At 64.0% G+C, this 23,503-nt stretch carries 20 protein-coding genes and 1 pseudogene; 15 read left to right on the top strand and 6 right to left on the bottom strand.

What is annotated here, in order from left to right:
* Window positions 1-20: 20 nt before the first annotated feature.
* Window positions 21-707 carry a DUF6901 family protein gene (locus tag RS899_RS16655; protein WP_054910442.1) on the top strand — a complete coding sequence of 229 codons (687 nt, stop codon included), beginning with the start codon at window positions 21-23 and terminating at the stop codon, window positions 705-707.
* A 44-nt stretch (window positions 708-751) separates the two neighbouring features.
* Here RS899_RS16655 and RS899_RS16650 read toward each other — a convergent pair whose 3' ends face one another.
* On the bottom strand, window positions 752-1,192 hold the full coding sequence (locus RS899_RS16650; RefSeq protein WP_024766849.1) for a universal stress protein: 441 nt from the start codon (window positions 1,190-1,192) through the stop codon (window positions 752-754).
* 81 nt (window positions 1,193-1,273) lie between these two features.
* Here RS899_RS16650 and RS899_RS16645 point away from each other — a divergent pair, with 81 nt between their 5' ends.
* Complete coding sequence (locus tag RS899_RS16645) at window positions 1,274-1,708, top strand: hypothetical protein (RefSeq protein ID WP_315807622.1); 435 nt, start codon at window positions 1,274-1,276, stop codon at window positions 1,706-1,708.
* 5 nt (window positions 1,709-1,713) lie between these two features.
* Here the strand turns inward: RS899_RS16645 and RS899_RS16640 are convergent, their stop codons facing one another.
* Window positions 1,714-2,520 carry a hypothetical protein gene (locus tag RS899_RS16640; RefSeq protein WP_315807621.1) on the bottom strand — a complete coding sequence of 269 codons (807 nt, stop codon included), beginning with the start codon at window positions 2,518-2,520 and terminating at the stop codon, window positions 1,714-1,716.
* Window positions 2,521-2,995: 475 nt separating this feature from the next.
* Between RS899_RS16640 and fadB the strand changes: the two genes are divergently transcribed.
* The 6 genes from fadB (at window position 2,996) to RS899_RS16610 (ending at window position 10,371) form a co-directional block, all read left to right on the top strand.
* A complete protein-coding gene (gene fadB / locus RS899_RS16635; protein ID WP_024766852.1) occupies window positions 2,996-5,143 on the top strand; it encodes a fatty acid oxidation complex subunit alpha FadB in 2,148 nt (715 codons plus the stop codon).
* A gap of 30 nt (window positions 5,144-5,173) precedes the next feature.
* Complete coding sequence (fadA, locus tag RS899_RS16630) at window positions 5,174-6,349, top strand: acetyl-CoA C-acyltransferase FadA (RefSeq protein ID WP_045211692.1); 1,176 nt, start codon at window positions 5,174-5,176, stop codon at window positions 6,347-6,349.
* A gap of 123 nt (window positions 6,350-6,472) precedes the next feature.
* Window positions 6,473-6,736 carry a DUF1653 domain-containing protein gene (locus tag RS899_RS16625; RefSeq protein ID WP_054910438.1) on the top strand — a complete coding sequence of 88 codons (264 nt, stop codon included), beginning with the start codon at window positions 6,473-6,475 and terminating at the stop codon, window positions 6,734-6,736.
* Between the two features lie 92 nt (window positions 6,737-6,828).
* On the top strand, window positions 6,829-9,435 hold the full coding sequence (gene topA / locus RS899_RS16620) for a type I DNA topoisomerase (RefSeq protein WP_315807620.1): 2,607 nt from the start codon (window positions 6,829-6,831) through the stop codon (window positions 9,433-9,435).
* 67 nt (window positions 9,436-9,502) lie between these two features.
* Window positions 9,503-10,024, top strand: coding sequence for a DUF6586 family protein (locus RS899_RS16615; RefSeq protein ID WP_315807619.1), 522 nt, complete (start codon window positions 9,503-9,505; stop codon window positions 10,022-10,024).
* A gap of 107 nt (window positions 10,025-10,131) precedes the next feature.
* A complete protein-coding gene (locus RS899_RS16610; RefSeq protein ID WP_024766857.1) occupies window positions 10,132-10,371 on the top strand; it encodes a hypothetical protein in 240 nt (79 codons plus the stop codon).
* Between the two features lie 44 nt (window positions 10,372-10,415).
* On the opposite strand, the gene sulA is transcribed toward RS899_RS16610, so the two are convergent.
* Both sulA and lexA read right to left on the bottom strand, forming a co-directional pair.
* The gene (gene sulA, locus RS899_RS16605; protein ID WP_054910435.1) at window positions 10,416-10,889 is read right to left on the bottom strand and encodes an SOS-induced cell division inhibitor SulA; all 474 of its coding nucleotides are present in this window, start codon (window positions 10,887-10,889) and stop codon (window positions 10,416-10,418) included.
* A 13-nt stretch (window positions 10,890-10,902) separates the two neighbouring features.
* The gene (gene lexA, locus RS899_RS16600) at window positions 10,903-11,517 is read right to left on the bottom strand and encodes a transcriptional repressor LexA (protein ID WP_315807618.1); all 615 of its coding nucleotides are present in this window, start codon (window positions 11,515-11,517) and stop codon (window positions 10,903-10,905) included.
* Between the two features lie 251 nt (window positions 11,518-11,768).
* On the opposite strand from lexA, the gene RS899_RS16595 reads away from it, so the two are divergent.
* Genes RS899_RS16595 through RS899_RS16580 form a run of 4 tightly spaced genes read left to right on the top strand, consistent with a single transcriptional unit; the run spans window position 11,769 to window position 14,824 of the window.
* Window positions 11,769-12,485: a TetR/AcrR family transcriptional regulator gene (locus RS899_RS16595; RefSeq protein WP_233299450.1), complete on the top strand. Its 717-nt coding sequence runs from the start codon at window positions 11,769-11,771 to the stop codon at window positions 12,483-12,485.
* A gap of 57 nt (window positions 12,486-12,542) precedes the next feature.
* Window positions 12,543-13,067 carry a L,D-transpeptidase gene (locus RS899_RS16590; RefSeq protein WP_315807617.1) on the top strand — a complete coding sequence of 175 codons (525 nt, stop codon included), beginning with the start codon at window positions 12,543-12,545 and terminating at the stop codon, window positions 13,065-13,067.
* An 11-nt stretch (window positions 13,068-13,078) separates the two neighbouring features.
* Window positions 13,079-14,077, top strand: coding sequence for a beta-N-acetylhexosaminidase (nagZ, locus tag RS899_RS16585; protein WP_315807616.1), 999 nt, complete (start codon window positions 13,079-13,081; stop codon window positions 14,075-14,077).
* Between the two features lie 9 nt (window positions 14,078-14,086).
* Entirely contained in the window at window positions 14,087-14,824 is a 738-nt protein-coding gene (locus RS899_RS16580) for an S-methyl-5'-thioinosine phosphorylase (RefSeq protein ID WP_233299447.1), read from the top strand.
* A gap of 113 nt (window positions 14,825-14,937) precedes the next feature.
* Here RS899_RS16580 and RS899_RS16575 read toward each other — a convergent pair whose 3' ends face one another.
* Both RS899_RS16575 and mfd read right to left on the bottom strand, forming a co-directional pair.
* Window positions 14,938-15,597, bottom strand: coding sequence for a CsiV family protein (locus tag RS899_RS16575; protein ID WP_315807615.1), 660 nt, complete (start codon window positions 15,595-15,597; stop codon window positions 14,938-14,940).
* 12 nt (window positions 15,598-15,609) lie between these two features.
* Window positions 15,610-19,074, bottom strand: a complete 3,465-nt coding sequence (gene mfd / locus RS899_RS16570; protein WP_315807614.1) for a transcription-repair coupling factor — start codon at window positions 19,072-19,074, stop codon at window positions 15,610-15,612.
* A gap of 140 nt (window positions 19,075-19,214) precedes the next feature.
* Here mfd and RS899_RS16565 point away from each other — a divergent pair, with 140 nt between their 5' ends.
* The 3 genes and pseudogenes from RS899_RS16565 (at window position 19,215) to RS899_RS16555 (ending at window position 23,331) form a co-directional block, all read left to right on the top strand.
* A complete protein-coding gene (locus RS899_RS16565; RefSeq protein WP_315807613.1) occupies window positions 19,215-20,681 on the top strand; it encodes a glyceraldehyde-3-phosphate dehydrogenase in 1,467 nt (488 codons plus the stop codon).
* Window positions 20,682-20,789: 108 nt separating this feature from the next.
* Window positions 20,790-22,148 (top strand): annotated as a pseudogene (locus RS899_RS16560) (amino acid permease); the annotation flags it as partial.
* Window positions 22,149-22,311: 163 nt separating this feature from the next.
* The gene (locus RS899_RS16555) at window positions 22,312-23,331 is read left to right on the top strand and encodes an FAD:protein FMN transferase (RefSeq protein ID WP_054911313.1); all 1,020 of its coding nucleotides are present in this window, start codon (window positions 22,312-22,314) and stop codon (window positions 23,329-23,331) included.
* Window positions 23,332-23,503: the final 172 nt, after the last annotated feature.

Genomic DNA, 23,503 nt, shown 5'->3' with positions numbered 1-23,503 from the left:
AGACTGCTAGGAATGGCCGAATGGCAATCGAGTACCGCATCACCCTGGATGATGAGCACGAGTTCAGTTATCGCATCGAACTGGAGCGTCAGTACGACGCGCAGATCGCCGCCCAGGCGCCGCGCTGGACGCGCCTGGACTACAACCGTTGCAGCAACTGCCCGCTGAACCCGGCGCAGCACAGCCACTGCCCCGCAGCAGTGGACCTGCACCGGGTGATCGAGGATTTCCGTGGTTTGCCGGCGTTCAAGAAAGTGTCGGTGCAGGTGCGTACGCCGGAGCGCGAATACGTCAAGCATGCCGGGCTGGAAGAGGGCTTGCGGGCGCTGCTCGGCGTGATCATGGCGACCAGCGCCTGTCCGCTATTGGGCCGACTCAAGCCGATGGCGCAGCAGCACCTGCCGTTCGCCAGTAACCAGGAGTTCATCCTGCGCGCGGTGTCGCTCTACCTGATGCGGCAGTATTTCAATTTCCGCGAAGGGCGGCATGCGGATTGGGAGCTGAAGGGGCTGGTGAAGCAGTTCCAGCAGTTGCAGCTGGTCAACCAGGCGTTCTGGCAGCGCATTCATGAGACCTGCGACGGTGACTCGAACCTGAAGGCCTTCCTCAGCTTCTTCTCCATGGCGTCGAGCATGAGCTATTCGCTCGAGGCGCAGTTGCAGAAGGTGCGCCCGCTGTTGATGAGCGGGGACATGCTCGGGGCCTGAAACGAAGCGGGCCCCGCAGGGCCCGCTGTCTCACTCGAGTTGGCTCAGCTGGTTTTCTGCAGGCGCACGGCGAGAACGTCGCAAGGCGCACCGTGCAGCACGTCGTTGGCGGTGGAGCCCAGCAGCAGGGCGAGGCCGTGGCGGCCGTGGCTGCCGACGACGATCAGGTCGCAGTCCTGCTCATCGGCGAGGCGGTGGATTTCCTGGCGCGGTTGGCCGTAGACCAGGTGGCACTGGGAGCTGGTGATTTCGGCGTAGGTGAGGGTGAACTGGTGCAGGCGTTCCTTGGCCTGGTCGAACTGCTGCTGTTGCAGCATCGACAGGTCCATCGGCACGTCGCCACCGAAGGCCATGGCCATGGGCTCGACCACATGCACCGCCGAGAGCCGGGCATCATTGGCCTTGGCCAGCGCGACCGCCCGCTTCATCACCGGGTCGCATTCTTCGGTAAGGTCGACGGCGACCAGAATGTGTTGGTAGGGCATGAGCGTCTCCTCCGGGGGACTCGATAATTATCAGTATGGCCCTAACGGCCGTGCTTGACCTGTTTGACCGGTATACCCGATATGACCACGTGGATGGTAATTCTTCTTATCGCATTGGTGCTCAGCCCCCTGACCTGGCTGATTCCTTCGCGCGGCCAGCGCGGGCAGATGGACTTGCGCCTGCAGGCGCGGCGCCTGGGCCTGGCCATGCAGATGGCGCAGCAGGACTGGCCGCACTGGCTGGAACGGCAGCCGCCGCGCCAGTGCGCCCAGTACCACCGCGCGCGTGGCAGGAACCGCGATGTCTGGTGCTACTGGCAGAGCGAGCCGGGTGTCTGGCTGGACCGCTGGCGCGAGGCGAGCGCCCCGGCTGAGCTGGCCCAGGCGCTGGCCAGCCTGCCGAAGGATGTCTACATGGTCGAGGCCACGCCCCAGTTCCTGGCGCTGTACTGGGGCGAGCGGGGCGACAGCGGCGATCTTGAGCGTGTCGCGACCTTCCTCAAGCAGCATGCCTGAAGCGATCAGCTCTGCTGCGCGGCATAAAGGCCGGAGACCTTCTCCAGGTCTTCAATGATGCGGTCGGAGTACTTGTTGATCAGGAACGGCACGCTGTTCTGGTTGTAGTTCTGCAGCGATTTTTCGATGTAGCGCCACTTGATCGCCACGCCGCGCAGCTCCTGGCCGATCTCCGGAGTGGTCTGCGGCGCCTGCTGCAGCTTCACCAGGTTGATCGCGAAGCGGTTGGCGAGGTCGTCCAGCGGGCGCTCCTCGCCGCCGCCGAAGAAGCTGGCGCCCACCGAAGCATTGCGCGAGGCGTAATCCACCGCGATGTCCTGCATCAGCAGGCTCTGCTCACGGGTCTGCTGGGTCAGCGGCGGGACCTTGCTGCCGCTTTCTTCCTGGATCTTCGCGTAGAGCTGCTCGGCGGTGTCCAGCAGCTTGCGGTTCTGTGCGGCGAGGTCGGCCACCGGTTGCAGGTCGGTGTAGCCGCTCTTGTCCAGTGCGCCGGTGAGGGTGTGCAACTGAGCCGCGTAGGCTTTCCATTCATCCTGCAGATCGCTTCTGAGCTTCTTTGATTCGTTGCCGGGCATTTCCCCCAGCTTGCCCAGGGCGTCAGTCGCGCTCTGCGACGAGGCGTCGACCATCTTGGCGTACTTCTGGTCGCCTTCCATCGCGTTGAACATGAAGAAATCGCCAAGGCTGCGCTGGGCGGCCAGGCGCGTCTGGTGGACATTGAGCAGGTCGCTGGCGGTGTCGGCGGCAGCGATGAGGGGCAGGGCGGTGAGCGCGAGCGCGGACAGCAGACGCACGAGCGGACGGCTGGACATCGTTCCAACTCCTTGGAGCCATGGGCTTCTTGTTGTTTTGTTTTGCACAGGTTCCAGGCGTCCGCCAGCGTTGGCAGGAGGCAGATCGCCATTGCGCCCGACTCTAGCGCGGGCCATGGGGTTTGAACAGTGGCTGTCGGGACGGTGGTGCCAGGTAGCAATTGTCATGATAGGCGTGATGAATGGGGTATCAGGACTGCGCTGAATGCTCCGGCCCAGACGCCCCGGCCGCTTTGCGACTGTTACGTCTCGCCGATTGACAAGCATTGGCTTTTGCTAGAAGGTGGGCGCACCCAAATCAAACGGGCGTATGAATCGAGCGTTTGCCCTGCGCAGCGACTTGATCAGAACGCCCCGGCTATCGCGTCGGCGGGTGTGCCGCAAGCTTTGGGACTATCCTCGGCGACTGCCGGGCCGTCCCGATACACGGTGTCCGACGTGTGATTTCAAGCTTCCCTAGCGTGGAGATCAGTTGATGATTTACCAAGGTAAAGCCATCACGGTTAAGGCTCTTGAGAGCGGCATCGTCGAACTGAATTTCGACCTCAAGGGCGAGTCCGTCAACAAGTTCAACCGACTCACCCTGAATGAACTGCGCCAAGCAGTCGATACCATCAAGGCCGATGCGTCCGTCAAGGGCGTGATCGTGACCAGCGGCAAAGGCGTGTTCATCGTCGGCGCCGACATCACCGAGTTCGTCGACAACTTCAAGCTGCCTGACGAAGAGCTGCTGGCCGGCAACCTCGAAGCCAACAAGATCTTCAGCGACTTCGAAGACCTCAACGTTCCGACCGTAGCCGCGATCAACGGCATCGCCCTGGGCGGCGGTCTGGAAATGTGCCTGGCGGCCGACTTCCGTGTCATGAGCGCCACCGCCAAGGTCGGCCTGCCGGAAGTGAAACTGGGTATCTACCCGGGCTTCGGCGGCACCGTTCGCCTGCCGCGCATCATCGGCTGCGACAACGCGGTCGAGTGGATTGCCTCGGGCAAGGAAAACAAGGCTGAAGACGCGCTGAAAGTCGGCGCCGTCGATGCCGTCGTGGCTCCCGAGCAGCTGCAAGCCGCCGCTCTGGACCTGGTCAAGCGCGCCATCGCCGGCGAGCTGGACCACAAGGCCCGCCGTCAGCCGAAGCTGGAAAAGCTCAAGCTGAACGCCATCGAGCAGATGATGGCCTTCGAGACCGCCAAGGGCTTCGTTGCTGGCCAGGCCGGCCCGAACTACCCGGCTCCGGTCGAAGCGATCAAGTCGATCCAGAAAGCCGCCAACTTCGGTCGTGACAAAGCGCTCGAAATCGAAGCCCAGGGCTTCGTGAAGCTGGCCAAGACTTCGGTTGCACAGAGCCTGATCGGCCTGTTCCTGAACGACCAGGACCTGAAGAAGAAGGCCAAGCAGTACGACGAGATCGCCAAGGACGTGAAACTGGCCGCCGTACTGGGCGCCGGCATCATGGGCGGCGGCATCGCCTACCAGTCCGCTTCCAAGGGCACTCCGATCCTGATGAAGGATATCCGCGAAGAGGGTATCCAGATGGGTCTGAACGAGGCCTCGAAGCTGCTGGGCAAGCGCGTAGAGAAAGGCCGCATGACCCCGGCGAAAATGGCCGAGGCACTGAACGCCATTCGCCCGACCATGTCCTACGGCGACTTCGGCAACGTCGACATCGTCGTCGAAGCCGTGGTCGAGAATCCGAAGGTCAAGCAGATCGTTCTGGCTGAAGTTGAAGGCGTAGTGAAGGAAGATGCGATCCTCGCGTCGAACACCTCCACCATCTCCATCAACCTGCTGGCCAAGGCGCTCAAGCGTCCGGAAAACTTCGTCGGCATGCACTTCTTCAACCCGGTGCACATGATGCCGCTGGTAGAAGTCATCCGTGGCGAGAAGTCCAGCGACGTCGCCGTCGCCACCACCGTAGCCTACGCCAAGAAGATGGGCAAGAACCCCATCGTGGTGAATGACTGCCCCGGCTTCCTGGTCAACCGCGTGCTGTTCCCGTACTTCGGCGGCTTCTCCAAGCTGCTGGGCTTCGGTGTGGACTTCGTGCGTATCGACAAGATCATGGAGAAGTTCGGCTGGCCCATGGGCCCGGCCTATCTGTCCGACGTGGTCGGCATCGACACCGGCCACCATGGCCGTGACGTGATGGCTGAAGGCTTCCCGGACCGCATGGCCGTGGAAGGCAAGACTGCCGTCGACGTGATGTACGACGCCAACCGCCTGGGCCAGAAGAACGGCAAGGGCTTCTACGCCTACGAGACCGACAAGCGCGGCAAGCCGAAGAAAGTCACCGACCCGCAGGCTTATGAGCTGCTGAAGTCCATCGTCACCGAACAGCGCGAGCTGAGCGACGAGGACATCATCAACTACATGATGATCCCGCTGTGCCTGGAAACCGTGCGCTGCCTGGAAGACGGCATCGTCGAGACCGCTGCCGAGGCCGACATGGGCCTGATCTACGGCATCGGCTTCCCTCCCTTCCGTGGCGGTGCCCTGCGTTACATCGACTCCATCGGTGTGGCCGAATTCGTCGCACTGGCCGACAAGTACGCCGACCTGGGTGCGCTGTACCACCCGACCGCGAAGCTGCGTGAAATGGCCAAGAACGGCCAGAAGTTCTTCGGTTGAGTGCGCAACGAATAGAGCGAGAGTGAATTTATGAGCCTGAATCCGAGAGACGCCGTCATTGTCGACTTCGGCCGCACCCCGATGGGCCGTTCGAAGGGTGGCATGCACCGCAACACCCGCGCGGAGAACATGTCCGCGCACCTGATCAGCAAGCTGCTGGAGCGCAACCCGAAGATCGACCCGGCGGAAGTCGAGGACGTGATCTGGGGCTGCGTGAACCAGACCCTGGAGCAGGGCTGGAACATCGCGCGCATGGCGTCGCTGATGACCCAGATCCCGCACACCAGCGCCGGCCAGACCGTCAGCCGCCTGTGCGGTTCGTCCATGAGCGCCCTGCACACCGCCGTGCAGGCGATCCAGACCGGCAACGGTGACGTCTTCGTCATCGGTGGCGTGGAGCACATGGGCCACGTCGGCATGATGCACGGCGTCGATCCGAACCCGCACATGTCCCTGTACGCCGCCAAGGCGTCGGGCATGATGGGCCTGACCGCCGAGATGCTGGGCAAGATGCACGGCATCACCCGCGAGGCGCAGGACAAGTTCGGCGTGCGTTCGCACCAGCTGGCCTGGAAAGCGACCCAGGAAGGCAAGTTCAAAGACGAAATCATCCCGATGGAAGGCTACGACGAGAACGGCTTCCTGAAGATCTTCGACTTCGATGAAACCATCCGTCCGGAAACCACCCTGGAAAGCCTGGCCGCCCTGAAGCCGGCCTTCAACCCCAAGGGCGGCACCGTGACCGCGGGTACTTCCTCGCAGATCACCGACGGCGCTTCCTGCATGATCGTCATGAGCGCCCAGCGCGCCCAGGACCTGGGTGTACAGCCGATGGCCGTGGTTCGCGCCATGGCCGTGGCGGGTGTTGATCCGGCGATCATGGGCTACGGCCCGGTTCCGTCGACCAACAAGGCGCTCAAGCGCGCCGGCCTGACCATCAACGACATCGACTTCTTCGAGCTCAACGAAGCCTTCGCCGCACAGGCCCTGCCGGTGCTGAAGGACCTCAAGATCCTCGACAAGATGGAAGAGAAGGTCAACCTGCACGGCGGCGCCATCGCCCTGGGTCACCCGTTCGGCTGCTCTGGTGCGCGTATCTCCGGCACCCTGCTGAACGTGATGAAGCAGAACAGTGGCACCCTGGGCGTGTCCACCATGTGCGTGGGCCTCGGTCAGGGCATCACCACCGTCTTCGAACGCGTCTAAGCTTTCGTTGATGGGAGAGCCGGGGCCTTGTGCCCCGGCTTTCGTTTTTGTCGGGTGGGGATTGCCCGGCGGCCGCGCAATCAGCACAATCGCCGCCTTTTGGCCGGCGGAGGGAGAACCGACATGCACTTGCAGCCCGGATTGTATCGACACTACAAGGGACAGCAGTACCGCGTGCTCGGCGTCGCCCGGCATTCGGAGACCGAGGAAGACCTGGTGATCTACCAGGCGCTTTACGGCGAATTCGGTCTCTGGGTACGCCCGCTGAGCATGTTCACCGAGGCGGTGGAAGTGAATGGCGAGAAGGTTCCGCGATTCGCTCTGATCAGCGCCGAAGATGATCCGTTGGGTCTCCAGACCGGCCCGTCCGGCGAAACCCAAGCTTGACCTTGGCGCGACCGCCACTATATATAGCGGTGCCGCTCCAAGCGCCTCCCTCCTTGTAAATTCATCTTTTCGACGCAGGAATCTTCCGATCCATGGGTAAATCGCTGGTCATCGTGGAATCACCGGCCAAGGCCAAGACCATCAACAAGTACCTGGGCAACCAGTACGTGGTGAAGTCGAGCATCGGCCACATCCGCGACCTGCCCACCAGCGGCTCGTCCGCGTCGAAGGAGCCTGCGGCGAAAGCGCGCAAGACCGCTTCCGAGGCGCCGGCCCTGTCGCCGAAGGAGAAGGCCAAGCGCCAGCTCGTCACCCGCATGGGCGTCGACCCGGAGCACGGCTGGAAGGCCAAGTACGAGATCCTGCCCGGCAAGGAAAAGGTGATCGAGGAACTGCGCCGCCTGGCCAAGGACGCCGACACCATCTATCTCGCAACCGACTTGGACCGCGAAGGGGAGGCCATTGCCTGGCACCTGCGCGAGGCTATCGGTGGCGACGACTCGCGCTACAAGCGCGTGGTCTTCAACGAAATCACCAAGAAGGCCATCCAGGAGGCCTTCTCCCAGCCCGGCGAGCTGGATATCAATCGCGTGAATGCCCAGCAGGCGCGCCGCTTCCTCGATCGCGTGGTGGGCTACATGGTCTCCCCGCTGCTGTGGGCGAAGATCGCTCGTGGCCTGTCCGCCGGCCGTGTGCAGTCGGTGGCGGTGAAGCTGGTTGTGGAGCGCGAGCGCGAGATCCGCGCCTTCGTCCCGGAAGAGTACTGGGAAGTGCATGCCGACCTCGGTACGCCGAAGAACGACAAGGTTCGCTTCGAAGTGGTGCGCGAGAAGGGCGAAGCCTTCAAGCCGCTCAATGAAGCACAGGCCATGGCTGCCCTGGAGAAGCTCAAGGCTTCCAGCTACAGCATCGCCAAGCGCGAGGACAAGCCGACCTCCAGCAAGCCCTCGGCACCGTTCATCACTTCCACCCTGCAGCAGGCCGCGAGCAATCGCCTGGGCTTCGGTGTGAAGAAGACCATGATGATGGCCCAGCGTCTCTACGAAGCCGGCTACATCACCTATATGCGTACCGACTCGACCAACCTGTCGGCCGACGCCATCGATATGGTGCGCGGCTTCATCGACAGCGAGTTCGGCAAGAAATACCTGCCGGCCAAGCCGAACTTCTACTCCAGCAAGGAAGGCGCCCAGGAAGCGCACGAAGCGATTCGTCCTTCCGACGTCAACCTGCGTCCGACCCAGCTGTCGGGCATGGAGCGCGACGCCGAGCGCCTGTACGACCTGATCTGGCGCCAGTTCGTGGCCTGCCAGATGCCGCCGGCCGAGTACCTGTCCACCACCGTCAGCGCCGCTGCCGGTGACTTCGAGCTGCGTGCCAAGGGCCGCATCCTCAAGTTCGATGGCTATACCAAGGTGCTGCCGCAGCAGAGCAAGCCGGGCGAGGACGACGTCCTGCCGGTCATGAACCAGGGCGACGCGATGAAGCTGCTCAAGCTCGACCCGAGCCAGCACTTCACCAAGCCGCCGGCACGCTTCTCCGAAGCCAGCCTGGTCAAGGAGCTTGAAAAGCGCGGCATCGGTCGCCCGTCCACCTACGCGGCGATCATCTCCACCATCCAGGAGCGCGGCTACGTCACCACCCACAACCGCCGCTTTTACGCGGAAAAGATGGGCGACATCGTCACCGACCGTCTCAACGAGAGCTTCTCCAACCTGATGGACTACGGCTTCACCGCCGGCATGGAAGAGAACCTCGATGACGTGGCCCAGGGCGAGCGCGACTGGAAAAATGTGCTGGACGAATTCTACGGCGACTTCCGCAAGAAGCTCGACCTGGCCGAAGCCTCCAACGACGGCATGCGCGCCAACCAGCCGACCCTGACCGACATCCCCTGCCGCGAGTGCGGCCGGCCGATGATGATCCGTACTGCCTCCACCGGCGTGTTCCTCGGCTGCTCGGGCTACAGCCTGCCGCCGAAAGAGCGCTGCAAGGCGACCGTGAACCTGATTCCGGGCGACGAGATCGCCGCGGATGACGAGGGCGAATCCGAGTCCCGCGTGCTGCGTGGCAAGCATCGCTGCCCGATCTGCAGCACCGCGATGGATGCCTATCTGGTCGACGAGAAGCGCAAGCTGCACATCTGTGGTAACAACCCGGATTGCGCCGGCTACGAGATCGAAGAAGGGCAGTACCGCATCAAGGGTTACGAAGGCCCTAGCCTGGAATGCGACAAGTGCGGCAGCGAGATGCAGCTCAAGACCGGCCGCTTCGGCAAGTTCTTCGGCTGCACCAACCCGGCCTGCAAGAACACCCGCAAGCTGCTGAAGAATGGCGAGCCTGCACCGCCGAAGATGGACGCCATTCGCATGCCGGAACTCAAGTGCGAGAAGGTGGACGACATCTACGTACTGCGTGACGGCGCTTCCGGCCTGTTCCTGGCCGCCAGCCAGTTCCCGAAGAACCGCGAGACCCGTGCTCCGCTGGTGGTCGAACTGCTGCCGCACAAGGACGAGCTGGATCCGAAGTACCACTTCCTGCTCGCCGCGCCGGCAAAAGACCCGGATGGCCGCCCGGCGGTGATCCGCTTCAGCCGCAAGACCAAGGAGCAGTACGTGCAGTCCGAAGTCGACGGCAAGCCCACCGGCTGGCGTGCTTTCTTCGACGGCGGCAAGTGGAAGGTCGAAGACAAGCGCTGATGGAAGGCGCGCCCCGCTGAGGCGGGGCGTGCTTATACTGCCGAAGTCGACTGCAGAGGGCCCGGTCATGGCGAACGAACTCTATACCCGCACCAACCAGAAGCTGTTCTTCGCCGGCCTTGCCCTGGAAGCCTGGCGCAGCGCCGAAACGGCGCGTGCGATGAATGCCCAGGCGCGCATTCAGGCCGAGCGCGAATCGGCGCTGTTCCATCTCTATGGTGCCGTGCTGGGCGTGGCCCATGAGATCGCCGGCTACTACCGCCTGCCCCAGGCCGGTGCGCCGCGCGTCGATATGCTGCTGAATGCCGAGGTGCTGGCCGCCGCTCCAAGCCCGGAGCTGGCCGAAATGGTCGAGTTGGCGCAATCGCCCGAAGCCTGGCTGGGTCGCCTGCTGGCCGCCTATGCCGCGCTGTTCCAGCCCCCGAGCGAGCCGAAGAAAGCCAAGGTCGATCCGACCCAGCCGCTGATCCAGGCGGTGAATGTCGACGACGAGACGCCGCACGAACTGGGCAATGAAGAGCTGGAAGCCTGGCGCAAAGCCCTGAAGGATCTGGTGCTGCGTTTCCGCGCTTCGCTCACCGAGCTCTGATTCCCGCTTCACACTGTGCCGGCCTTCCGGTCGGCCGATGCGCGCTTTGGCTAGGGCGTAGTGGGTGTGGCTGTTACACTACGCGTTCTGCTGTGGAGAACTTCGCTATGCCAACCTCATTTCTGGAAATTGTCGAGCTGCCTGACGGGCGCATTGTGCTGCGTCGCGCGGACGAGGAGGAGGCGCTGGTGACCCTGGAGTTCTCCGCCGATGCCAAGGGCTTCCTGCAGGGCCAGCACATCGAGATCGCCAAGGCGATGTTCAATGTCGGTGTGCAGATGGCTGGTCGTCTCGCCGAAGGTGGCGACATGGGCATGGACGACGAAGGTCCGCGCGTCCTGCACTGAGTCCTGCCGCCTCACCGCGCTCGCGGTGAGGCTTCTTGTTCAGTTCATCCCAGACGAATATTCAGACTCTGCGCCTGGCCGGCAACGGCAGCGCGGGAAAGCTGCCTGCGCGCGTTTTCGCTGAGATTCAGCCAGCTCACCACCGTGTGGCTGTTGCCCAGGCGTAGCGCTTCGCAGGCCAGGGCCTGTGCTGCAGCCTGGTCGCGGGCAGGCAGCAGGAGGATGCGTTCGCGGTTCAGGCCGGCCTTGCGCAGCCAGTCCGGCGTCAGGCTGGAGGGTGGGGCGATCAGTGTCAGCCAGCGGGAATCGCTTTCCTCGCTGAGTCCACGGAGCATCGGCGCCAGCAGCGTCAGGCATTGGCCGGGTAGTCCGCGCAGGGCAATCTCGCTGAAGGCGCTATCGTCGGCAACCGGTTCGGCTTCCAGCAGTTCAGGGAGCAGGGGAGCAGTACCGCTCGCCCAGAGTGCTTCCTGGAACAGCGGGAGTTGCGGCAGGTTCTGTGGCTGCGGGTACTGCATGGTTGTCTCCTGTTCAGCGACGGATCACGCCGACGCTCAAGCCTTCGATGACCAGTTCCTGTTCCTTGAGGTCCACCTCGATGGGGGCGAACTCCGGGTTCTCGGCGAGCAGCCAGACCTTGCTGCCTTCGCGCTTGAAACGCTTCACCGTGACTTCTTCACCCAGGCGAGCGACCACGATCTGGCCGTTGCGCGCCTCGCGAGTGACGTGCACGGCGAGCAGGTCGCCGTCCATGATGCCGACGTCCTTCATGCTCTGGCCGCGTATGCGCAGCAGGTAGTCCGCCGGCGGATTGAAGAAGGTGGGGTTGATCCGGCAGGTGTCGTCGACGTTCTGCTCGGCGAGGATCGGCGCGCCGGCAGCGACGCGGCCGATGATCGGCAGTTCGTCGTCATTGGCAGCGGCCTTGGGCTCGAAGCCAGGGATGCGAATGCCGCGGGAGGCGCCTGGGGTCATCTCGATGGCGCCTTTGCGGGCGAGGGCTTTCAGGTGCTCCTCGGCGGCGTTGGGCGACTTAAAGCCGAGTTCCTGGGCGATCTCCGCGCGGGTGGGCGGATAGCCGTTGGCTTCCAGGCAGCGTTTGATGAAGGCGAGGATCTCGGCTTGGCGCGGCGTGAGCTTCAGCATGTCCATACTCTGGCTTTTTATACAGTGCCTGGAATTATATACAGTGATGGCGGGCTGGCAATGCTTTTATTGGGCGAGGCTGTTGGTGGAACGTTCGTGCATGTAACCTTTGGACGCTGGCAGGCGTCTTGCTGTACATACGGTCTCTCGTCGCATTGCCATGATATTGGTAACAATCCATCGCACTTTGCTTGACAATAGAAGACGCTGAAACGTATGTTTCAAACAAGTGTTTGTCAGGCGGAGTAGCCATGGCCCAGTCGGAAACCGTCGAACGCATCCTGGATGCTGCGGAACAGCTGTTCGCGGAGAAAGGCTTCGCCGAAACCTCCTTGCGTCTGATCACCAGCAAGGCGGGGGTGAACCTCGCGGCGGTGAACTACCACTTCGGCTCGAAGAAGGCGCTGATCCAGGCGGTCTTCTCGCGCTTCCTCGGCCCGTTCTGCGCCAGTCTCGAGAAGGAGCTGGATCGCCGCCAGGCCAAGCCCGATGCGCCGCGTGCCACGCTGGAAGAGCTGCTTGAACTGCTCGTGGTCCAGGCCATGGCCGTCAAGCCGCGCAGCGGCAATGACCTGTCCATCTTCATGCGCCTGCTGGGCCTGGCGTTCAGCCAGAGCCAGGGGCACCTGCGCAAGTACCTCGAAGAGGTCTATGGCAAGGTGTTCCGCCGCTACATGCTGCTGGTGAACGAGTCCGCGCCGCGTCTGCCGCCGCTGGAACTCTTCTGGCGCGTGCACTTCATGCTGGGTACTGCGGTGTTCAGCATGTCCGGCATCAAGGCGTTGCGCGCCATGGCCGAGAACGATTTCGGGGTGAATACTTCGATCGAGCAGGTGATGCGTCTGATGGTGCCGTTCCTGGCCGCCGGGATGCGCGCCGACAGCGGCGTCAGCGATCCTTCGCTGGCTGGCGCCCAGCTCAAGCCGCGCACCAAATCCAGCACCGCGCCGGCACCCGCCAAGGTTTGATCCAGGGCCCGGCCTTGCGCTGGGCTGTATCGGCCTGATCGGCTACAGTAGCCGGCCATGGCTGATCTCGATCTTCTGCATATCTCCCTTGCTGACCAGATGCTCTACGGCTTTGCCGCTGGGCACCTTGTCGTGCGTTTTCCTATATCCAGCGCCGCCAACGGCGGGGGCGAATGCAACGGTTCCGGCTGCACGCCGCGCGGCTTGCACCAGATTCGCGCGCGTATCGGCGAGGGGCTGCCCAAAGGTGCGGTGCTGAAAGGGCGCCGCTGGACTGGCGAGACCTGGACGGCCGCTCTTCACGATGAGTTTTCCGGCCGTGACTGGATCCTCTCGCGAATCCTCTGGCTCAGTGGCTGCGAGCCGGGGCGCAACCGGTTGGGCAAGATCGATACCTTCCGCCGCTACATCTACCTGCACGGTACGCCGGACTGCGAGCCCATGGGCACGCCGCTGTCCCATGGCTGTATCCGCCTGCGCAACGACGACCTGCTGGAACTCTTTCCCAGGGTTCCCCTCCATTGCCGGGTCCGAATCGAAGAGGCCGCCTGTCCCGAGTGGCGCGTGGCGCAATTGAATTGAAAGGAATGTACATGCAAGGCTCACTGATGCTCGACATCGGCGGCACCTGGCTCACCGCCGAGGACCGCCAGATCCTGCGCCAGCCGGAAGTCGGCGGCCTGATCATCTTCGCCCGCAACATCGAGTCTCCGCGCCAGGTGCGCGAGTTGATGGCCGCCATCCGTGCGGTGCGCCCCGATTTGCTGCTCGCGGTGGACCAGGAAGGTGGCCGCGTGCAGCGCCTGCGCCAGGGCTTCCTGCGTCTGCCGGCCATGCGTGCCATCGCCGATAACGCCAATGCCGAACGACTGGCCGAGCAGTGCGGCTGGCTGATGGCGACCGAGGTGCTGGCGGTGGGGCTCGACCTGAGCTTCGCTCCGGTGCTGGATCTGGACCACCAGCGCAGCGCCGTCGTCGGCAGCCGCGCCTTCGAAGGCAATCCGGAGCGTGCCGTTGCGCTGGCTGGTGCGTTCATTCGTGGTATGCGCGCCGCCGGCATGGCCTCTACCGGCAAGCACTTCCCCGGCCACGGTTGGGCGGAAGTCGATTCCCATGTGGGGATTCCCGAGGACGAGCGCACGCTGGAGCAGATCCGCGCCGTGGACCTGGTGCCGTTCCAGCGTCTTTCCGGCGAGCTGGATGCGCTGATGCCGGCCCACGTGATCTACCCGCAGGTCGACCCGAATCCAGCCGGCTTCTCCCGTCGCTGGCTGCAGGACATCCTGCGCGGCGAACTGGGCTTCGACGGCGTGATCTTCAGCGATGACCTGTCCATGGCCGGCGCCCATGTGGTCGGCGATGCCGCCAACCGCATCGAGGCGGCCCTGAGTGCCGGCTGCGACATGGGGCTGGTGTGCAATGACCGCGCCTCCGCCGAGCTGGCCCTGAGTGCCCTGCAGCGCCTGAAGGTCAGCGCGCCGCAGCGCCTTGAACGCATGCGTGCCAAAGCCTGGCCGGGCATCGAATACAAGCAACTGCCGCGTTGGCAACAAGCCGTCGGCGAACTGCGTGCCGCACAACTGATCGACTAAGGATTTGCCATGACTGTCTACGCCATCATCGGCGGTACCGGCCTGACCCAATTGGAAGGGTTGACCCTGAAGGATGCCATCGAGCTGGAGACGCCCTACGGTGCCCCCTCGGCGGCCGTTCAGCGCGGCGAGTTCGCCGGCCGCGAGGTGCTGTTCCTCGCTCGCCACGGCCATCCGCACCGTTTCCCGCCGCATCAGGTGAACTACCGCGCCAACCTCTGGGCGCTGCAGCAGGCTGGCGCCCAGGCTGTGCTCGCGGTGAACGCCGTGGGCGGCATCCATGCTGCGATGGGGAGTGGTCACCTGTGTGTGCCGCACCAGATCGTCGATTACACCTGGGGGCGCGAGCACACCTATTTCGCCGGCGACATTGACCATGTCACCCATATCGACTTCAGCCACCCCTACGATGAGCCGCTGCGCCAGAAGCTGATCGTCGCACTGCAGGCGTTGGGTTATGCGTACAGCAGTCATGGTGTCTACGCGGCAACCCAGGGGCCGCGCCTGGAAACCGTGGCGGAGATCGCCAAGCTGGAGCGCGACGGCTGCGACATCGTCGGCATGACCGGTATGCCCGAAGCCGCGCTGGCACGTGAGCTGGATCTGCCATATGCCTGCCTGTCGCTGGTGGTGAATCCGGCGGCGGGCAAGTCCAGCGGCATCATCACCATGGCCGAGATCGAGCAGGCGCTGCACGACGGCATCGGCAAGGTGCGCGAGGTGCTGGGGCGCGTGCTGGTGAGCTGAGCCTATACTGTAGGAGCGAGCGAACCGCTTGGCACCGCGCCTTGCGGGTTCGCGAGCAAGCTCGCTCCTACGAAGAGCAAAAGAAAAAGCCCGGCGATTGCCGGGCTTTTTCTTTATTGCGCGGGCTGGGCCGGCGGTGGGGCGTCGAAGCCACCGTCTGCCGGAGCGGCCGGTGCAGGCTGCTGCGGTGCGTCCGGGCCGGTCGGCGCCTCGTCTTCCATGCCCGGCGGTGGGGCGGCGGCCGGCTTGGCGTTGAGCGGGGTCACTTTAATCAACATGCCCAGGCTCGGGTGGTCGAGGTAGGTCAGCACGCTGTTCTTCAGGCTGGCTTCCTGGACCATGTGCTGGCTGGCGGCGAGCAGGCCGTCCTGGCCGAACTGGTTGATCCAGAAATCGGTCTGGGTGTTCACGAAGCGTTGTTGGCTGAGAGTGACGGTACCTTCCACCGGGAAGTGGCTGTCACGCTGGGTGCCCTCCGTCAGGGAAACCTTCACCGGGTTGGCATCGATCTCCTGGCGCCAGGCCTTGTGCATCAGCACCTGGAAGCCTTCGTTCTGCTTGAGCTTGGCGACCTGGGCGTCCATGGCGGTAGGGCGCGAGCTGTCCGGGCCGGGCGGTTGCGCACCCTTGGCCCAGTCATCCGGGGCGGGGCGACTGGCGAGCACGACGTCGCCGGACTGCTGGAAGAGGATCAGCTCTACCTGGTAAGGCTCGGCAAAGGCCGCCGGCGACAGCAGTGCCAGCGACAGCAGCAGGGGTTGGAACAGGCGCATTGCACGGAATCCTTAGTGAGTCTGTGGCGTGAGGCGCTCGAGCAGCGCTTCCAGCGTGTTGAACCGTTCTTCCGGGCGCTCCATGGGCACCTGGAACTTGAAGAGGGTGGCCCCTTCGAATTTGTACCGATTGGGCTGGCTCTGGATCATCTTGATCAGCACCAGCGGGTCGACGCAGGTATCGGCGGCGAATTCTACCCGGCCTCCCTGGGGCCCGGCATCTACCTTCACTATCCCGAGCTTTTCCGCCTGCAGTTTCAGCAAAGTCAGACGGATCAGGTTCTTCGCCGGCTCTGGCAGCAGGCCGAATCGGTCGATCATTTCCACCTGCAGTTCGCGCAGGCCGTCTTCGTCGGCGGCGTTGGCGATGCGCTTGTAGAGGATCAGGCGGGCGTGGACGTCCGGCAGGTAGTCTTCCGGGATCAGCGCCGGTACGCGCAGGTTGATGTCCGGGCCGCCGCCCAGCGGCTGTTCCAGGTTCGGCTGCTCGCCCTTGCGGATGGCCTTTACGGCGCGCTCGAGCATTTCCATATAGAGGGTGAAGCCCACCGCCTGGATCTGCCCGCTCTGGCCATCGCCGAGCAGTTCGCCGGCGCCGCGGATCTCCAGGTCATGGGTGGCCAGCACGAAGCCGGCGCCGAGGTCCTGGGCGTTGGCGATGGCTTCCAGGCGCTTCTCGGCGTCCGGGGTCATCTGCTTGCGTGGCGGGGTGAGCAGATAGGCGTAGGCCTGGTGGTGGCTGCGGCCGACCCGGCCGCGCAGTTGGTGCAGCTGGGCCAGGCCGAATTTGTCGGCGCGCTCGATGAGGATGGTGTTGGCGCTGGGCACGTCGATGCCGGTCTCGATGATGGTCGAGGCCACCAGCACGTTGAAGCGCTTGTGGTAGAAGTCGCTCATCACCCGTTCCAGGTCGCGCTCGTTCATCTGCCCGTGGCCGATGCCGATGCGCGCTTCGGGAACCAGCTCCGCCAGGTCGCGGGCGCACTTCTCGATGGTCTTCACTTCGTTGTGCAGGAAGTACACCTGGCCGCCGCGCAGCAGCTCGCGCAGCAGGGCTTCCTTGATCACCGACTTCTGCTCTTCCATGACGAAGGTGCGCACGGACAGCCGGCGCGCCGGTGGCGTGGCGATGATCGACAGGTCACGCATGCCGGCGACCGCCATGTTCAGTGTGCGCGGGATCGGCGTGGCGGTGAGGGTGAGGATGTCCACCTCGCTGCGCAGCGCCTTGAGCTGCTCCTTCTGGCGCACGCCGAAGCGGTGCTCTTCGTCGATGATCACCAGGCCGAGGTTCTTGAACTTCACATCGTCCTGCAACAGTTTGTGGGTGCCGATGACGATGTCGACCTTGCCCTCGGCGAGCTGACCTACGGCGCCTTCGACCTCCTTGGCGGACTTGAAGCGGCTCATCACCTCGACCGTTACCGGCCAGTCGGCGAAACGGTCGCGGAAGCTGTTGTAGTGCTGCTGGGCGAGGAGGGTGGTCGGCACCAGCACGGCGACCTGCTTGCCGCTGTGCACCGCAACGAAGGCCGCGCGCATGGCCACTTCGGTCTTGCCGAAGCCCACGTCGCCGCAAACCAGGCGGTCCATCGGCTTTTCCGAGAGCATGTCGGCGACCACCGCTTCGATGGCGGTCTGCTGGTCCGGGGTTTCCTCGAAGGGGAAGCCGGCGGAGAAGGTGGCGTAGTCGACCTGCGGGTCCTTGAAGGCGTAGCCCTTGCGCGCGGCGCGGCGGGCATAGATGTCGAGCAGTTCGGCGGCGACGTCGCGGACCTGTTCTGCGGCCTTGCGCTTGGCCTTCTGCCAGGTTTCCGAACCCAGCTTGTGCAGCGGCGCCAGGGCATCGTCGCTGCCGGTGTAGCGGGCGATCAGGTGCAGATTGGCCACCGGCACGTAAAGCTTGGCTTCGTCGGCGTATTGCAGGGCGAGGAATTCGGCGTTCTGGCCGTCGATCTCCAGGGTGATCAGGCCCATGTAGCGGCCGACGCCGTGGTCGATGTGCACCACCGGCGCGCCTTCGCGCAGCTCGGTGAGGTTCTTGATGACGTTCTCGCCACCGTCGCGGGTCTTCTCGCGGCGCCGACGCTGCATGACGCGCTGGCCGAACAGCGGGCTCTCGGCCACCAGGGCGATGCCCGGCTGGCCCTTGTCGGCGTCCAGCAGCAGGCCTTCGTCCATCGGTGCGATGGTGATCGCCAGGCGGTCCTTGTGCGCCAGGAAGCCCGGCCAGCCTTCGACCTCGACCGGGCGCAGCTTCAGTCGCGCCAGCAGTTCCAGCAGCACTTCGCGGCGGCCGGCGGACTCGGCGGTGAAGAGGATGCGTCCGTCGAACTGCTCGATGAATTGGCGCAGGCGCGCCAGCGGCTCGGTGGCCTTGGCCTCGATGGCCAGCTCCGGCAGCGGCTCGGCAGGGAAGCGCTCGCGTCCGACGCCGGTCTCGATGGGCTCGGGGCTGACCACCACGCGCGGCCAGTTCTTCAGGCGGGCGAAGCAGTCCTCTACCGGCAGGAAGACTTCAGCGGGCGGCAGCAGCGGGCGTTCCGGGTCGTAGCGGCGGTCTTCGTAGCGGTTGCGTACGTCGGTCCAGAACTGCTCGGCGGCGGTTTCGATGCCCGGCAGGGAGAACACCTGGGTGTCCTGGGGCAGGTAGTCGAACAGCGTCGATGTCTCGCCATCTTCGAAGAACAGCGGGATGTAGTACTCGATGCCGGCAGGTGTCAGGCCGCTGGCCAGGTCCTGGTAGATCGGGCAGCGGCGATAGTCGACGTCGAAGCGCTCGCGGAAGCGGCCGCGGAAGCCGGTCACCGCTTCCTTGCGCAGCGGGAACTCGCGCGCGGGCAGCAGGCGAATGCTCTCCACCTTGTCGATGGAGCGCTGGGTTTCCGGATCGAAGGTACGAAGCGTCTCGATTTCGTCGTCGAACAGGTCGATCCGGTAGGGCAGTTCGCTGCCCATGGGGAACAGGTCGATCAGCGCGCCGCGCACGGCGAACTCGCCGTGTTCGTAGACGGTATCTACGCAGAGATAGCCGGCGGCTTCGAAGCGGCTGCGCATCTGCTCGACGTCAAGCTTCTGGCCGACGTCCAGCACCAGGCTGCTGCCAAGCAGGAACTTGGCCGGCGCCAGACGGTGCAGGGCGGTGGTGATGGGCACCACCAGCACGCCGCGGCGCAGTTCGGGTAGCTGATAAAGGGCGGCGACGCGCTGGGAGATGATGTCCTGGTGCGGCGAGAAGACGTCGTAGGGCAGGGTTTCCCAGTCCGGCAGCTGCAGAACCGGCAGGTCTGGCGCAAAGAAGCGCAGCTCCTGCTCCAGGCGCTCGGCGCTCTGGCTGTCGGCGGTCAGCAACAGGGTGAAACGTTTGGCTGGGCCGGCCGCTTCAGCGATGGCCAGGCTCAGGGCGGCCCCGGGGAGGTTGCCCCAGGATTGCTTGCCGGCAGCTGTCGGCAATGTAGGGATACGCAATACGGACACGGGCGTTCGTGGCTCCGGTCGAGGGATTTGACCGGTCGGATTGTAACTATCCCGATTGACGGATGTCAGTCATACGACCGCTGCGGATTGCCGGCGATTGTTCACGCCGTCATAATGTAGCCCCTTTTTTCTTCTCCTACATGTGGAAGGTATTGCCCGTGACCCAGAAGCCCGACCAGTGTCTCGGTGAGTGGATCGATCGTGAAGCCCTCGCGGAAGCCATGATTCCGCTGATCGGCCAACTCTACCGTAACAACAACGTGGTGACCTCGATCTACGGCCGTGGCCTGATCAACCGTTCGGTGATCGCGATTCTCAAAGCGCACCGTTTCGCCCGTCACCGCCTGGCCGAAGAAGGCGGGCTGTCGGTTCACGACACTTTCCCGATCCTCAAGGCGATGAGCGAGCTCAAGCTGGGCGCCGCTTCCGTCGACCTGGGCAAGATGGTCGCCAAGTTCAAGAGCGAAGGTAACGGTCGCAGCATCGAGCAGTTCACCAAGGACGAGCTGGCTGACGTGGTCGGCAAGCAGAATGGCGGCGCCCGCGAAGGCACCGACGTCGTCCTGTACGGCTTCGGTCGTATCGGCCGCCTGCTCGCGCGCATCCTCATCGAGAAGACCGGTGGTGGCGACGGCCTGCGCCTGCGCGCCATCGTCGTCCGCAAGGGCGCCGAGAACGACCTGGTCAAGCGCGCCAGCCTGCTGCGCCGTGACTCCGTGCATGGCCCGTTCGATGGCACCATCACCATCGACGAGGAACACAACACCATCACTGCCAACGGCAACCTGATCCAGGTGATCTACTCCAACGACCCGGCGTCGATCGACTACACCCAGTACGGCATCAAGAAAGCCCTGCTGGTGGACAACACCGGCAAGTGGCGTGACGCCGAAGGCCTGGGCCAGCACCTGAAGTGCCCGGGTATCGACCGCGTGATCCTTACCGCTCCGGGCAAGGGCGCGCTGAAGAACGTCGTGCACGGCATCAACCACGGCGACATCACCGCTGACGACAAGATCGTTTCCGCCGCTTCCTGCACCACCAACGCCATCGTGCCGGTGCTGAAAGCCGTCAACGACCAGTACGGCATCGTCAACGGCCATGTCGAAACCGTTCACTCGTTCACCAACGACCAGAACCTGATCGACAACTTCCACAAGGGCAGCCGCCGTGGCCGCGCTGCGCCGCTGAACATGGTGATCACCGAGACTGGCGCCGCGACCGCTGCCGCCAAGGCTCTGCCGGTTCTGAAGGGCAAGCTGACCGGCAACGCCATCCGCGTTCCGACGCCGAACGTTTCCATGGCGATCCTGAACCTGAACCTGGAAAAGGCCACCACCCGCGAAGAGATCAACGAGTACCTGCGCCAGATGGCCATGCACTCGGACCTGCAGAAGCAGATCGACTTCGTTGCTTCCCAGGAAGTGGTCTCCACCGACTTCGTCGGCTCCCGCCACGCGGGCGTCGTCGATGCCGAAGCGACCATCGCCAACGACAACCGCGTCGTCCTGTACGTGTGGTACGACAACGAGTTCGGCTACAGCTGCCAGGTCGTCCGCGTTATGGAAGACATGGCTGGCGTGAACCCGCCGGCTTTCCCGCGCTGATCCAGGCGGTCTAGATAAACGGGAGCTCTCGGGCTCCCGTTTTTCGTTACTGGCTCCACCATAATCATCAATAAAATCTGCCAATTCCTGAACCTGGAAAGACTTCAAATGGATGGACAACATCTGCATGAAGGCGAGCTGAAGCGCGGTCTGAAGAACCGCCACATCCAGCTGATCGCCCTCGGCGGCGCCATCGGTACCGGCCTGTTCCTGGGCTCGGCCGGCGTCCTGCAATCCGCCGGCCCGTCGATGATCCTCGGCTACGCCATCGGCGGCTTCATCGCGTTCCTGATCATGCGCCAGCTGGGCGAGATGATCGTCGAGGAGCCTGTCGCCGGTTCCTTCAGCCACTTTGCGCACAAGTACTGGGGTGGTTTCGCCGGCTTCATGTCGGGCTGGAACTACTGGGTGCTGTACATCCTGGTGGGCATGTCGGAGCTGACCGCGGTCGGCAAGTACATCCAGTTCTGGTGGCCGGACTTCCCGACCTGGGCGACGGCGGCCGTGTTCTTCGTGCTGATCAACGCCATCAACCTGTTCAACGTGAAGGCTTTTGGCGAAACCGAGTTCTGGTTCGCGATCATCAAGGTCGTCGCCATCATCGGCATGATCCTGCTCGGCGTCTGGCTGCTGGTCAGCGGCACCGGCGGCCCGCAGGCCTCGGTGAGCAACCTGTGGGCCCACGGCGGCTTCTTCCCCAATGGCTGGAAGGGGCTGATCATGGTCCTGGCGATCATCATGTTCTCCTTCGGTGGTCTGGAGCTGGTCGGTATCACCGCCGCCGAAGCCTCCGAGCCGAAGAAGGTGATCCCCAAGGCGATCAACCAGGTCATCTATCGAATCCTGATCTTCTACATCGGCGCCCTGGCCGTGCTGCTCTCGCTGTACCCGTGGGATGCCCTGCTGCAGAGCATCAACAGCGCTGGTGACCCCTACAGCGGCAGCCCGTTCGTGAAGGTCTTCTCGCTGCTGGGCAGTGAGTACGCGGCGAACATCCTGAACTTCGTGGTGCTCACCGCCGCGCTGTCGGTCTACAACAGCTGCGTGTACTGCAACAGCCGCATGCTCTACGGCCTGGCCGAGCAGGGCGACGCGCCGCGCGCCTTCGCCAAGGTCGATGACCGTGGCGTACCGCTGCTGGCCATTGGCGTGTCGGCCTTCATCACCCTGGCGTGCGTCGTGGTCAACTACGTGATCCCGCACCAGGCGCTGGAGCTGCTGATGTCCCTGGTGGTCGCCGCGCTGGTGATCAACTGGGCGATGATCAGCCTGGCCCACATGAAGTTCCGCAAGGCCATGGCGGCCAAGGGTGTGCAGCCGTTCTTCCGCGCGCTGTGGTATCCCTTCGGTAACTGGCTGTGCCTGGCCTTCGTGGTGTTCATCCTGGGCATCATGCTGCAGATCCCTGGCATCGACGTGTCGGTGTATGCGATCCCGGTGTGGATCGTGCTGATGGGCGCCTGCTATTTCCTGTTCAAGCGCAAGTCCCCGGCCAAGGCTGACGCCTGAGCCGGTTGAGGAACGGGAGCTTCGGCTCCCGTTTTCTTTTGGTAATGCACCTTTGCCACAGCGGAAACAGTGCGGCGGGGTGCTTGCGGTAGAATGCCCGGCGCCGCGCGCCTGCCGGCTGATGGAGAAGACCTTGTCCCGTGCAAGCCTGTTGATCGTGCTACTGGTCGCGACCTTGACTGGCTGCGGGCAGTCCATCGAACGCTTCGGCGGCCCGACCATGGGCAGCAGCTACACGGTGCAATACGTGCCCACCGGCAAGGCGCCGGACGCTGCGAAGCTCAAGGCGGAGGTCGATACGATTCTGGCCAGCCTCGACGAGCAGTTCTCTACCTACCGCGACGATTCCGTGGTCTCCCGCTTCAATGCCCTGCCGGCCGGCGCCTGTATGGCTTTGCCGGCGGACATGCTCAAGCTCTGGCGCTATGGCGAGGAGCTGTCGCAACAGAGCGGAGGCGCCTTCGACCTGACCGTCGAGCCGCTGATGAACCTGTGGGGCTTCGGCCCGCAGTCGCGCCGCGAGCAGGTACCGGCCCCGGCCGATCTGCAGCGTGAACGCGCCCGCGTTGGCCATCAGCATCTGCGCCTGGAGGGCGAGCAGCTGTGCAAGGACGTCAATGCACAGTTGGACTTCGACAGCATCGTTGCGGGCTATGCGGTGGACAAGGTCAGTGCGCGCCTGGCCGAGATAGGGCTGACCGACTATCTGGTGGAGATCACCGGAGAACTCAGGGCCGTGGGCCGCAAGCCGGACGGCACGCCCTGGCGCATTGCCCTGGAAGTGCCCAGCGGCGAGCGCGAGCGGCAGGTGGAGCGCTCGGTGGCGGTGGATGGTTTCGGCCTGTCCACCTCGGGCGACTACCGCAATTATTTCGAGGAAGGTGGGCAGCGCTACTCGCACACCTTCGATCCGCGCAGCGGCACGCCGGTCAGGCACTCGCTGGCGGCGGTCACAGTGGCCGATGCACAGGCGCTGCGGGCCGATGGCCTGTCGACCCTGTTGATGGTGCTGGGGCCGGAGGAGGGCTATACCTTTGCCGAGCGCAACGGGCTGGCAGCTTTCTTCATCGTGCGCCAGGGCGAAGGTTTCGTGACCCGCGCGACGCCGCGCTTCGAAGCGCTGTTTCCGTCGCCTGAATGAAAGCTTCGGCGGGCATGATGGCGGCCCGCAGTGAGGGGCAAGGCTTGTAGTGGCGGCAAAATTCGCCTACCTGCCGACCAACCGCTAATGTGCAGCCTTTTGCCGCAGGGCTAAGCTGCGCCAATGATTTCGATCCGCCTCGGCGCATGTGGTGCCGGGGCTTCGCCGGGAG

Source organism: Pseudomonas sp. C9-3 (assembly GCF_032392015.1).
Classification (GTDB): Bacteria; Pseudomonadota; Gammaproteobacteria; order Pseudomonadales; family Pseudomonadaceae; genus Pseudomonas; species Pseudomonas nitroreducens.
The sequence above is the reverse complement of the archived record's forward strand: the minus strand, read 5'-3'. Positions and strand labels throughout refer to the sequence as shown.

What these genes read in the sequence shown, in the direction of transcription:
- RS899_RS16655 (WP_054910442.1), top strand. Translation starts at nt 21, where the DNA reads ATGGCAATCGAGTACCGCATCACCCTGGATGATGAGCACGAGTTCAGT.
- RS899_RS16650 (WP_024766849.1), bottom strand. Translation starts at nt 1,192, where the DNA reads ATGCCCTACCAACACATTCTGGTCGCCGTCGACCTTACCGAAGAATGC.
- RS899_RS16645 (WP_315807622.1), top strand. Translation starts at nt 1,274, where the DNA reads ATGACCACGTGGATGGTAATTCTTCTTATCGCATTGGTGCTCAGCCCC.
- RS899_RS16640 (WP_315807621.1), bottom strand. Translation starts at nt 2,520, where the DNA reads ATGTCCAGCCGTCCGCTCGTGCGTCTGCTGTCCGCGCTCGCGCTCACC.
- fadB (WP_024766852.1), top strand. Translation starts at nt 2,996, where the DNA reads ATGATTTACCAAGGTAAAGCCATCACGGTTAAGGCTCTTGAGAGCGGC.
- fadA (WP_045211692.1), top strand. Translation starts at nt 5,174, where the DNA reads ATGAGCCTGAATCCGAGAGACGCCGTCATTGTCGACTTCGGCCGCACC.
- RS899_RS16625 (WP_054910438.1), top strand. Translation starts at nt 6,473, where the DNA reads ATGCACTTGCAGCCCGGATTGTATCGACACTACAAGGGACAGCAGTAC.
- topA (WP_315807620.1), top strand. Translation starts at nt 6,829, where the DNA reads ATGGGTAAATCGCTGGTCATCGTGGAATCACCGGCCAAGGCCAAGACC.
- RS899_RS16615 (WP_315807619.1), top strand. Translation starts at nt 9,503, where the DNA reads ATGGCGAACGAACTCTATACCCGCACCAACCAGAAGCTGTTCTTCGCC.
- RS899_RS16610 (WP_024766857.1), top strand. Translation starts at nt 10,132, where the DNA reads ATGCCAACCTCATTTCTGGAAATTGTCGAGCTGCCTGACGGGCGCATT.
- sulA (WP_054910435.1), bottom strand. Translation starts at nt 10,889, where the DNA reads ATGCAGTACCCGCAGCCACAGAACCTGCCGCAACTCCCGCTGTTCCAG.
- lexA (WP_315807618.1), bottom strand. Translation starts at nt 11,517, where the DNA reads ATGCTGAAGCTCACGCCGCGCCAAGCCGAGATCCTCGCCTTCATCAAA.
- RS899_RS16595 (WP_233299450.1), top strand. Translation starts at nt 11,769, where the DNA reads ATGGCCCAGTCGGAAACCGTCGAACGCATCCTGGATGCTGCGGAACAG.
- RS899_RS16590 (WP_315807617.1), top strand. Translation starts at nt 12,543, where the DNA reads ATGGCTGATCTCGATCTTCTGCATATCTCCCTTGCTGACCAGATGCTC.
- nagZ (WP_315807616.1), top strand. Translation starts at nt 13,079, where the DNA reads ATGCAAGGCTCACTGATGCTCGACATCGGCGGCACCTGGCTCACCGCC.
- RS899_RS16580 (WP_233299447.1), top strand. Translation starts at nt 14,087, where the DNA reads ATGACTGTCTACGCCATCATCGGCGGTACCGGCCTGACCCAATTGGAA.
- RS899_RS16575 (WP_315807615.1), bottom strand. Translation starts at nt 15,597, where the DNA reads ATGCGCCTGTTCCAACCCCTGCTGCTGTCGCTGGCACTGCTGTCGCCG.
- RS899_RS16565 (WP_315807613.1), top strand. Translation starts at nt 19,215, where the DNA reads ATGTGGAAGGTATTGCCCGTGACCCAGAAGCCCGACCAGTGTCTCGGT.
- RS899_RS16555 (WP_054911313.1), top strand. Translation starts at nt 22,312, where the DNA reads ATGGAGAAGACCTTGTCCCGTGCAAGCCTGTTGATCGTGCTACTGGTC.